Source organism: Bilifractor sp. LCP19S3_H10, from assembly GCF_052119185.1.
In the GTDB taxonomy this organism is placed as follows: domain Bacteria; phylum Bacillota; class Clostridia; order Lachnospirales; family Lachnospiraceae; genus Bilifractor.
Genome location: NZ_JBQKFT010000001.1, coordinates 383911 through 395021, shown reverse-complemented (window position 1 = coordinate 395021; position 11111 = coordinate 383911). Strand labels below are relative to the sequence as shown.

The 11111-nt window shown below is 48.5% G+C and carries 12 protein-coding genes; 9 read left to right on the top strand and 3 right to left on the bottom strand.

Translation table 11 applies throughout. The features are described 5' to 3' along the window. The first annotated feature begins 59 nt into the window (after positions 1-59). Entirely contained in the window at positions 60-1253 is a 1194-nt protein-coding gene (locus tag ACTQZS_RS01655) for a pyridoxal phosphate-dependent aminotransferase (RefSeq protein ID WP_441474264.1), read from the top strand. Between the two features lie 801 nt (positions 1254-2054). Continuing rightward, on the top strand, positions 2055-2816 hold the full coding sequence (gene trmB / locus ACTQZS_RS01650) for a tRNA (guanosine(46)-N7)-methyltransferase TrmB (protein ID WP_441474263.1): 762 nt from the start codon (positions 2055-2057) through the stop codon (positions 2814-2816). Positions 2817-3050: 234 nt separating this feature from the next. Here trmB and ACTQZS_RS01645 read toward each other — a convergent pair whose 3' ends face one another. From ACTQZS_RS01645 to trxA, 3 genes are all read right to left on the bottom strand, one after another. After that, positions 3051-4172 carry a DnaJ C-terminal domain-containing protein gene (locus ACTQZS_RS01645; protein WP_441474262.1) on the bottom strand — a complete coding sequence of 374 codons (1122 nt, stop codon included), beginning with the start codon at positions 4170-4172 and terminating at the stop codon, positions 3051-3053. 392 nt (positions 4173-4564) lie between these two features. Further along, complete coding sequence (locus ACTQZS_RS01640; RefSeq protein WP_441474261.1) at positions 4565-4987, bottom strand: Hsp20/alpha crystallin family protein; 423 nt, start codon at positions 4985-4987, stop codon at positions 4565-4567. A gap of 364 nt (positions 4988-5351) precedes the next feature. Beyond that, a complete protein-coding gene (trxA, locus tag ACTQZS_RS01635) occupies positions 5352-5732 on the bottom strand; it encodes a thioredoxin (RefSeq protein WP_441099695.1) in 381 nt (126 codons plus the stop codon). 278 nt (positions 5733-6010) lie between these two features. Between trxA and ACTQZS_RS01630 the strand changes: the two genes are divergently transcribed. From ACTQZS_RS01630 to ACTQZS_RS01600, 7 genes are all read left to right on the top strand, one after another. Next, positions 6011-6286 carry a hypothetical protein gene (locus ACTQZS_RS01630; RefSeq protein ID WP_441474260.1) on the top strand — a complete coding sequence of 92 codons (276 nt, stop codon included), beginning with the start codon at positions 6011-6013 and terminating at the stop codon, positions 6284-6286. Further along, complete coding sequence (locus ACTQZS_RS01625; protein WP_441474259.1) at positions 6261-7778, top strand: L,D-transpeptidase family protein; 1518 nt, start codon at positions 6261-6263, stop codon at positions 7776-7778. Before ACTQZS_RS01630 ends, ACTQZS_RS01625 begins: the two co-directional genes overlap by 26 nt. A 179-nt stretch (positions 7779-7957) precedes the next feature. Then, the gene (locus tag ACTQZS_RS01620) at positions 7958-8119 is read left to right on the top strand and encodes a hypothetical protein (RefSeq protein ID WP_441474258.1); all 162 of its coding nucleotides are present in this window, start codon (positions 7958-7960) and stop codon (positions 8117-8119) included. Between the two features lie 28 nt (positions 8120-8147). Further along, the gene (locus tag ACTQZS_RS01615; protein WP_441474257.1) at positions 8148-8708 is read left to right on the top strand and encodes an NUDIX hydrolase; all 561 of its coding nucleotides are present in this window, start codon (positions 8148-8150) and stop codon (positions 8706-8708) included. 168 nt (positions 8709-8876) lie between these two features. After that, positions 8877-9488, top strand: coding sequence for a DUF3786 domain-containing protein (locus tag ACTQZS_RS01610; protein ID WP_441474256.1), 612 nt, complete (start codon positions 8877-8879; stop codon positions 9486-9488). Beyond that, complete coding sequence (locus tag ACTQZS_RS01605; protein WP_441474255.1) at positions 9485-10420, top strand: M15 family metallopeptidase; 936 nt, start codon at positions 9485-9487, stop codon at positions 10418-10420. Before ACTQZS_RS01610 ends, ACTQZS_RS01605 begins: the two co-directional genes overlap by 4 nt. A 36-nt stretch (positions 10421-10456) precedes the next feature. After that, positions 10457-11071, top strand: a complete 615-nt coding sequence (locus ACTQZS_RS01600; protein ID WP_441474254.1) for a YesL family protein — start codon at positions 10457-10459, stop codon at positions 11069-11071. Positions 11072-11111 lie beyond the last annotated feature (40 nt).

Genomic DNA, 11111 nt, shown 5'->3' with positions numbered 1-11111 from the left:
ATAAATAAGAATACGCGTATATTAAAATGTGTGTATACAAGAAAATGGAGGTCAGCACAATGATTAACACACAGATGGAAAAGCTGGGGAAAGCACCTTCGAAGATTCGTGAGATTTTTGAGTATGGAAAGAGAAGAAAGGCTGAGATTGGAGAGGAGAATGTGTTTGATTTCAGCATCGGAAATCCGAATGTTCCGGCTCCGGCGGATGTGAATGTGACGTATAAGAACCTGATTGATACACATGATGATATCTGGCTTCACGGTTATACCTCGGCATCGGGCGATCTGGATACGAGGCGCGCGGTCGCGGAGGATCTGAATCGAAGATTCGGTACCTCTTTTCAAGCGTCTAATCTGTATATGACGTGCGGAGCGGCGGCATCATTGAAGATCACGATAACCGCAATGGTGCAGCCGGGAGATGAATTTGTTACGTTTACTCCGTTTTTTCCGGAGTACCGGGTGTTTGTCGAGACTTCTGGAGGAAAGCTGGTCACCTCTCCGACCGATCCGGAGACTTTCCAGATCGACTTTGATAATCTGGATGCAGTGATTACGGATAAGACGAAGGCTGTTCTTGTCAATTCCCCGAATAATCCTTCTGGTGTCGTGTTCCGTGAGGAATCTGTGAAAAAGCTGGCCTCTCTTCTCGCGGAGAAGGAGCAGACGTACGGGCATACGATTTATCTGATTACAGACGAGCCGTACCGTGAGCTTGTGTATGATGAAGAGATCATGGTTCCGTATATGACAAAATATTACCGGGACACAGTGGTATGCTATTCCTACAGCAAATCGCTCTCCCTGCCGGGCGAGCGGATCGGCTACATTCTGATTCCGGATGAGGCGGATCAGGCAGCGGATCTGTATGCGGCAGTCGCGGGGGCGGGCCGTGCGCTGGGATATGTCTGTGCGCCGAGCCTTGCCCAGCATGTGATCGAAAGGTGCGTCGGACAGGTCGCGGATCTGTCTGTGTACAGGACGAACCGGGATCTTCTCTATGACGCTCTCACGGAATATGGGTACACCTGTGTTCATCCGGACGGCGCGTTTTATCTGTTTGTGAAGGCTCTGGAGGAGGATGCGGCATCATTCTGTGAGAGGGCAAAGGATTTTGAGCTTCTGATTGTTCCGGCTGACAGCTTCGGCACGCCCGGATATGTGCGGATTGCCTACTGCGTGACGACGGATCAGATCCGCAGAAGCCTGCCGGCATTCCGGAATCTGGCACACGCCTACGGCAGAATCTGAAAATATATTGCCACTTTTGTATACAAAATTCTCCTGATAAACGCATGATAAAAAAGTGCACAAATTGAAGAAGCTGCGATGAAAAATTTCTTTGAGTTGAGATTTTCATTCACAAAATAATCAACATTTCAGAAGGCCGGAAAGGCGCGTAAAATCGAGTTATCCACGAAGTTATCCACATTATCAACAAAAATGTGGGGAAAATTACATGGTTACATAAGAGAAAATCGTGAACAGATGTTTTGTGAACAATCTCCAAAATATCCAAAATACGGAAAAACCTGTGAAAAAGCCTTGACTTTTCTATAGTGAAACTATTAGATTGTGTATCTCTGAATTGTGCGGTGATCATCAAAAAAATCTGACAAAATGTGGAATCGTTTCTGTAATTCGTACATATACATGGTGTCTCTCTTTTGAAACCGGATACGTCCGAAGGTTCACACACATGTAATTTGTACATATATATGGGGCTATATGTAGTGTATATGGAGTTACCTCCCGGCTGGAGAACTGTGACAGAGCTGGATTCTGCGGCGGGGTTCACTGGGAGAATCGGACGATTCGATACAGCCGTCTGCGTCTCTGTCTCTGCGGGTGAAAGGCGGGGTTTACCGGGAGAATCGGACGATTCGATGCCGGGCAAGCTGATGAATGATATGGATGCAGATAAATATATGAATGGAAGATGAAATGGATGTGAATGAAACAAATGCGGAATGAAGCAAACGCGGATAAAACGAATGCGGATGAAGCAGATACAGAGGAAGGGGATAAAGAAGATAATGGAGGAGAAAACAGATGAGCAGGCTGCGTAATATACCGGGTGCTGCGGATGTGATTCGCAGCAGTGAGTACTGCATACAGAATCCGGAGAATTTCCGTGGCAGGTGGGACGGTGTTTTTGAGAAGAAACAGCCGCTGTATATTGAGATCGGGATGGGAAAGGGACATTTTCTGATGGATATGGCGGAGGCGTACCCGGACCGCAATTTTATCGGCATCGAGATGTATGACAGCGTTCTGTTCCGGGCGGTTCAGAAGGCGGAGATGCGAGCGAGAATTCGGGCAGGAGCAGATCCGGAGAATGTTCATGGCCTTTCCGCAGATGTGAAGGAAAGGCCGGGGTTGATGAGGAACTGCAATTTTCGTTTTCTCCGGATGGACGCAAGACAGCTGACAGAGGTATTTGGAGAGGGGGAGATCGACGGGATCTATCTGAATTTCTCGGATCCGTGGCCGAAGGACCGTCACGCGGGGAGACGTCTGACATCGTCCGGATTTCTGAAACTTTACGAGAAAATCATGAGCAGGGAAGCACGGCTGGAATTCAAGACCGATAACCGGCAGCTCTTCGATTTTTCGCTGGAGGAAATTCGTGAAAATGGCTGGAAGCTTCTGCAGTATACCTTTGATCTTCACAATGACCCGGAGATGAATCAGGGAAATATCATGACGGAATATGAGAAAAAATTCTCGGCCAGAGGAAACCGGATCTGTAAGCTCATCGCAGTGCCCCGGAAAGAGGAAAACTCTGAATGCGACAGAAAGATCCGGGTGTAACGGAAAGATCCGGGTGTAACGTAAAGAAGATCCGGGTGTATCTTCGAGGAGTAAAAGCGAGATAAAACACGCTGCGCGAGTTTTATCTCGCTATCGCGACGCTCGCCGCACACGAATACTTCGCATTCGGATGCGGCTCACTGTTCGCGTAAATTAAAGGAGACAGGACGGATGCGGATCCGGTCTGTCTCCTTTGTTCTTGGTGCATGGTCAGATTTGTTTTTGCGGGTTGGATTAGTCACCGGAAGCGGCTGTGCCGCTTCGGTTCTCCGCGGCCTGATATGCCTTCAGTGCTTTCTGTTCTTCGCGTGAGAGGGTCTTCGGAACCGCAATCTCAATGGTGACATATTCATCTCCGCAGACGCCTTTCATATCCTTTACACCCTTGCCCTTCAATCTGATCTTGCTCCCGGACTGCGTGCCGCCCGGGATTCTGCACACAACTCTGCCGTTGAGTACCGGAACCTCGGCCTCTCCGCCGAAGACTGCCGTTGTGTAGGGAATCTTTGCGGTTGTATACAGATCATTTCCCTTACGTTCGAATCCGGGCATATTCTGAACGTTAACCTTGATGATCAGATCACCACTGGCACCATTCGGTTTCTGATGGCCCTTACCTCTCAGACGTATGGATTTGCCATCTTCGATGCCTGCCGGTATGCGGATCTCCAGAGTGCTTACATGGCCATCCGGGGAAGAAAGCTGTACCTTCCGGCTGCATCCGTTGACCGCATCCATGAAGCCGATGGTGATTTCTGAATGAAGATCGTAGTCGGCATTGTCCATGTTCTCATAAAATCCGCCGGTTCCGTCCTGTCCAAAGCCGCTGAACCCTGATCCGGATGAATAACCGTCAGAGGCACGGCCGTGTCTAAAGGAGTCTCCGGTTTTACCATGAAACATATTTCCGAACATCTGGCCGAAGATGTCATCTGCGCCGTCTCCGTTAAAATGGAAGGACTGATATTTCCTGCCATCCGGGCCGTAGGATTGATAACTATAGCTCGTTCCGCCGTTTCCCCCTGTGAAGTTGCGGAAGAAATCTCCAGCTCCGGCCCTGCCACTGCCAAAATCACTTCTGCCGCCGTACGCGTCATACGCCTCTTCATATTTCTTCGGGTCCATGCCGTTCTCAAATGCAGCCATGCCACATTTATCATAGATCCGTTTCTTTTCGGGATCACTGAGTACAGCATATGCCTCATTGACCTCCTGGAATTTTTGCTCGGCCGTTTTATCGCCGGGATGCATATCCGGGTGATAGCGTTTCGCCAGCTTACGGAATGCTTTTTTAATTGCATTTTCATCGGCTCCCCTGGAAAGGCCAAGAACCTCGTAAAAATCCTTCTTCATCATTATCTCACCTTCTTCCTGTTCTGGATTTCATACCCCTTCTGTTAAATGCTATGCTCATAGATAATGTGCCTCTGATTATTTATTCCCTCTGTTCATCCCGATGTGGCTGTGACGCAATATCTCGTTCGGATACATTACCTCATGCCTGCATGGATGACACTTTTATTCTGTATTCTCAAAAAGCTGTCACGCCGACTGAATCTCTCAGTGACATGACAGCTTATAAATTTACGCGAACAGTGAGCCACAGCCGAATGCAAAGTATTCGTGTGCGGCGAGCGTCGCGATAGCGAGATAAAACTCGCGCAGCGTGTTTTATCTCGTTTCCTTGATTTCCGGGTGTCGCTTGACCCTGTCTGACACTGCTTTCAGCTGTCTGAACGGATCAGTTATCAGCCTATCGCAATCTTCTTCGGTTCAGGAGTCTGCGGTTCTTTCTTCGCGATATGAATATTCAGAACACCGTTCTCAAACTTTGCAGTGATGTCGTTCTCGGAAACCTCATCGCCGACATAGAAACTGCGCTCCATATTCCCGCTGTATCTCTCGATCCGAACGATTTTGCCGTCTTTTTCCTTCTCGTCCTTTTCCTTGGAGTCCTTCACGGCCTTTATATTCAAAACACCCTCATTCAGGTTCAGGGAAATATTCTCTTTGCGGAATCCGGGAAGTTCAACCGTAAAGTCATAGCCCTTCTCGTCTTCCCTGATGTCTGTCTTCATCACTCCATTTTCCTCAAAAAACGGTGCCTGGAAGAAATCATCTGTCCAATCATTTACAAAATCATTTCTGAAAATACTTGGCATATACATCATAAGTCATTCCTCCTTCTGCTCATTCGTTCCGTTTCGAAAATGCCTGTTTCTCTGAATGAGTTCATGTAATTTCACATTTATTTTCTAACAGAAGAGCTGCAGTGGATTCCTTGCGGCACTTCTCAGAATCGGATGGTTTTTCTTCATCCTCCTCTCAGCCACTATGCTGTTTGGATTATCATCTGCTTTCTTCTGACATTATGTATACTAGCACCGGTTATTAGCACTGTCAATAGGTGAGTGCTAATTTTTTTTAAAAAATTTTTCAAACATCCATCACAGCTTGTTTGTAGTCGTGAAGCCTGAGACAAAAAACGCCGGACTGTGATGATCACAGTCCGGCAAAAGTTCCAGATCCGACTTATTATTTATTCCTGTCGATGATTGCCTCAAAGCTCTCAGAGTCTCTTGCGCCGACCACCTGATCGACCTTCTGGCCGTCCTTGATGAATACGAAGTTCGGGATACTCTGTACGCCGAATTTTGCAGCGACATCCGGATTATTGTCTACGTTGATCTTTACAAACTTGACATCATCATAATCCTCGGAGAGGCTGTCCATGACGGGAGCCATCATTTTGCAGGGACCGCACCAGTCCGCGTACATATCTACAACGACAAGACCCTTTGCCTGCATTACCTCCGCGTCGAAATCGTTCTGATTGATCATTTTCACCATGGTGTTATTCCTCCTGTGGTTTATCTGTATTCGCTGATAAGTTTTTGTATTGCCTGTATTGAACAATTACAATGTATCACAAAATTAAATTGCGTGCAAGTATTTTTTAAAAATCGTATCGGGTATTTTGCGCGTGCATACTTTCCATATATAATATAACACACAACGAAACTGCGAATGGAAAAGGTTTCATTTGTGTATTTAAGATATGATTGAAGATTCCGCGGTACTTCAATATGATGTTGTGATTGTTGAATTATTGAAAAAGAAGTTCATGACACGGGCTTGACATAATGTGTACTACACTGTATAGTACACACTATATAATAACAATTAAAGGTACATTGAGAAATACATTATGTATAAAAAGTGTCTACAGGATAGACGGGAAGGCTGAAGAGATTTATAATATTGAAAATACGTGTTTCAGGACGGAATACAGAAAGACCCTGAAGCTGGTGAGACCTGCAGAAGATAGAATATTCTTTATTTATTTTATAAGGAATAGTTTTATAAGGAATAGTTTTATAAAGAATAGTTTTATTAAAGAAGAGCTTTATAAAGAAGAGTTCGGAACGGATAAGAGGAATTCGTATGGGGACAAACAAAAGGAAATCTGAAGGACGGTATCGCAGACTGGTTCTCCCGCTTGTGTGTCTGATCGCAGCGATAGGAATATTGTGTGGTCTGTTCGTTATCGGAGGAAAGGTAGCGGGGAGCTCCAATCACAATCATAAATCTATCGGAAGTGTAGCAGCTCTTTCTGTTGAAGCTTCGGACACACAATCGGCAGGTCCGGAGGAGACAGAGCTGAAGCAAACGCCTGGTGAGGATTACAGTCTTACCGTGAAATTCCGGAACGGACAGGAAGTAATCCGGGGTATTTTCACAGACAGGGCGAGTTCGGATGCGGACAGCACGGATGAGTCGGAGCAGCGCACCGTTACAACTCCAAACGGTGATTTTCTCTACAAGGTGTCGGACCTCCAGAACATGGTGAACAACTTTCCGGAGATGCAGGATGCAAATATGACGCAGCCGGTAAACGCGAGAATCGAGAAAACAGACAGTGGCTTTGCGATCGCGCCCCAGTCGGACGGCACGGTACTGGATAAGCAGGCAGTTCTGCGCGCAGTGGAGAACGCGGTGTCCGGCTGTCAGAAGGAGCTGGATCTGACGACAACAGACGGGATCTATCAGAGCGCGGAGATTTCTGCGGACAATGAAGCTCTGAATCAGCAGCTCGCTGCCCTGAATCAGGCGGTCAGCGCAAGCATCACGTATACCCTTCCGACATCTACACGCACACTTGACGGGTCAACGACGGTGAACTGGCTGACGCAGAATGCGGATGGCTCCTGGACGAAGGACGACGCGGCGTGGAACCAGCATATCGCGGATTATGTGGCCCAGCTGGCGGCGGATACCGACACGGTCAACTCTGATCGGACCTTCCATGCAACGGGAATCGGGAACGTCACCATCAAGGGTACCGGGTACTACGGCTACGAGGTGAACCAGTCAGCAGAAATATCTCAGCTGACCGACGAACTGAACAGCGGGGCAGTTACGACCAGGGAGCCGGTATACAGTGTAACGGCGTATGCATCTCCGGATGACAACAATGGATTCGGACAGAATTACGTCGAGGCGGATCTGAGCCGGCAGCACATCTGGGTATACGTCAATGGCCAGGTGGCTTACGAGACTGACTGTGTATCCGGAACAATGAATGAATCCTATCACACACCGGAGGGAGCATTTATGCTTCTGAATAAGGAAAAGGATGCCACGCTGCTCGGAGATCAGATTGCCGGCAAGGAAAACTACTACACCTACACACAGCCGGTAAGCTACTGGATGCCGTTTACATATTCCGGATGCGGCATGCATGACGCATCCTGGAGAGGGGCATTCGGAGGAGATATCTACATCGCAAACGGCTCTCACGGATGTCTGAATCTTCCGCTTGACGCGGCTGCCCAGATCTATAATCTGGTATCGGTGAGAGAGCCGGTGATCATTTATTATTCGGCGGGGTACACGCTGGCACCCGCTCCGGCGCCGGTGCAGACCGAGGGCGTTTATTACGACAAAAACGCTGCAGGCTAAGGCCTGTCAAAGTCACGAAAAGTCAAAGAAATCCAATAAGGAAGCCCTTGCCTGGAGAAGATTCAGGCAAGGGCTTGTTTTTACCCTGCTATTTGGGTTGCGGGCGGTTCAAGTTTACGGTATGATATGCGAAAAATGTGTTATACTTTTGTTCCGGGTAACTTTCAGGGAGCAGGCAGATGAAATCAGGCATCGGTGAGAGAAAACCGCCGGATTACGAACCCGTAGCCGGAGACAGAAATCTGCCAGATTACAAATGCGTAGTCGCAGACAGAAATCTTTCGGATTACGAACCCGCAGCCGGAGATAAAAAGCCGCCGGAAGCTAAGTCCGCAGGATAAGAACGCACAGAGTATGGAGCGGAAGAATATGGAATATATCGATATCTATAATTCAGACAGAGAGAAAACCGGAAGACAGGTTCCCCGTAAAGCGTACAAATTGCAGCCCGGTGAATATATGCTGGTTGTGATTGCACTGGTCGAGCGGCCGGATCACAGATTTCTGATCACGCAGCGGAAGAAGAACAAGAAATGGGCAGCCGGCGACTGGGAGGTTTCCGGGGGAGGCGTCCGTGCCGGGGAAACGTCGTTTCAGGCGGTGTGCCGTGAGGTGAGAGAGGAGACCGGTCTGGACGTCTCCCAGGCAGATGGCGGATGCGTATATTCCTATCAGAACACGGATCCGGAGGGCGGTGATAATTATTTCACCGATATTTACCATTTCCACATGGACTTCTCTGAAGAGGATGTCGTGCCGCAGGAGGAAGAGACAGAAGGATTCCGGGTCGTTCCGTTTGATGAGATCCGCAGAATCGGCGAGTCCGGACACTTTCTTCATTACAGCAGAATCCTTCAGGCACTGGACGCGGAAAAATGGCATGCGGACGACAGTGAGGCTGAGAAAAGGTATGCGGATAACCCCCGGTGAAGTGACAAAACTGTGCGCGCGGGAAAAGCAGAGAGGAACCGCATTCGGAGGAAGAGTGGAGCGGGTAAAAACCGGTGAAGTGACAAAACTGTGCGCGCGGGAAGACAGAGAGGGATCGCATTCGGAGGGAGAATGGAAAGGAATAGAAAGGAATAGAAAGGAATAGAAATGTGCGGTAATTATGACGCGATGTCTGAGGAGTCCCGAAAGGAATTCCTCACGCTGGATCAGGAAAAACTGATTCACAAATATCAGCTGGAAAGCGATGAGAACTATCTATATATAAAGGTGTTGGGACAGGATTATCAGATCAGCCGGCAGCTTGGGACGGTTACGTGCCGGGGAAGCATGAAGCCGGCGGAGCATGATATAGTCATGGCGATTTACGATGTTTTCTGCTGCTCGGACGTGAATGAAAAATTTCCGGAGATGGCCGGAAACTGGGAGACGCTGGCGCAGATGGGAGGAATTGTCGGTGCCGGACATGCAAGAAAGCTTCATCAGCCCGATGTGATTCGTCCATTTGAGGGAAAAACAGGCGAGATCCGAAAGGCGTGTGAGTCGCTCGGAGGGCTGGCCTGCAAGGGCGGTGATGTGAGTTACCTGCTTTCGGTTTTTCCGTTTCTGCAGGTCTGGTTTCAGTACTGGGATTCCGATGAGGAGTTCCCGGCAAGCATCCGTTTTCTCTGGGACAAAAATTCTATTAAAATTCTCCATTATGAAATCATTTTTTACACGACAAAGTTTATTGAAGACAAAATAAAGGAATTGATCAGGTGAGGCATAACAGACTGGATATAATACTCAAGATAGTGCTTGTGGTTGGAATTGCACTGATTATCATACTCGGAGGGTACATTCTTATTCAGATTCATGGAGAACGGACTGCTGAGGTGAATGGTAACGGAGGCAGCAGCGCAAAGGAGGAATCCGGACCGCAGGTGATCTCCGGTTCGGCGCCGCAATCGGTATCGGATACGACGGAAAACAGCGCGGCAGAAGATGTGGAAACGACACCGACAGAGGCAGCAGAGCCGGACCCTGCCAAGTACAACACGACAGATAACTGGGCGCTCATTCTGGTGAACAGCAGTCATCCTTATCCGAACGGATATACGGCGCAGGTTACGACGGTTGATAACGGGCAGGAAACCGATTCAAGATGTGCCGAACAGCTTCAGCAGATGCTGACCGACTGCAGGGCGGCGGGGTACGATCCTCTCGTGGTTTCCGGGTATCGGACACACAGCCAGCAGATTCTGGATTTCGAGAGCATGACAAACGTGTATGTCAGCGGCGGATACTCCGAGGAAGACGCACGAGCCATGGCGGCGGAGAGCGTTGCAGTTCCGGGAACAAGTGAGCACGAAACAGCGCTGGCGGCGGATATCGGATGTGAACACAACACTGCGATCGACAGCTCTCAGGATCAGGAAGAGGTTCAGAAGTGGCTTCATGAAAATTGCTGGAAATATGGCTATGTACTCCGGTATCCGGAGGGAAAACAGGACATCACGAAGATTGTCTATGAATCCTGGCATTACAGATATGTCGGGATGACCGCGGCAAAGGTTATGTATGATGAAAATCTCTGCCTGGAGGAGTATCTTAAGAAATACGTAGAGCCTTATACAAGTCTGGAAGAATTGGATCGTCAGGCGATGAAGACGCTGGGACTTACCTATACAGGCAGCGCGTCGGCGGATTCATAAGTACGAGCGGTAGAACACTTATTAGAGGATGAAGGTATGGACAAATTTTTTAATATGGACGGACCGGTTATGAGAGGATTGACCAGAGTGTTTGATCTGGTGCTTTTGAATCTTCTGACGGTGCTGTGCAGCATTCCGCTGATCACCATCGGGGCTTCTCTTGCGGCGATGCACAGTGTTCTTCTGAAGATGGTCCGGAACGAGGAATCCTACATTATTAAATCCTTTTTCAGAGCGTTTAAGGAGAATTTCAAACAGGCGACCGGGATGTGGGCACTCGATCTTTTTTTCGGTGGGCTGATCGCGCTGGAATGGACGCTGCTGAAATCATTCGGGTATGATCAGATGATCTTCCGCGTGATCATAGCAGGGCTGACGCTGCTTCTTCTGGCGCATATGTCCTACAGCTTTGTCCTGATCGCCCGGTTTGAAAATACGTTCGGACAGATTTTCCGGAATGCGGCGGCACTGGCTGTCGGATATCTGCCGAGGACGCTGGGAATGGTGGCTATTCATGCGGCCTGGCTCTACGTAATCTGGAGAGTCGGTTTTCGGATCGGATTTCTGGTTATTCTCATCGGTTTCACGCTTCCGGGGTTCGCGTGCGCGTACCTGTACACTCCAGTTCTGAAAAAGTTGGAAAACGGCTAACAGATTATCTGTTTCGGCTATTTTTTCCTCTTTATGGCGT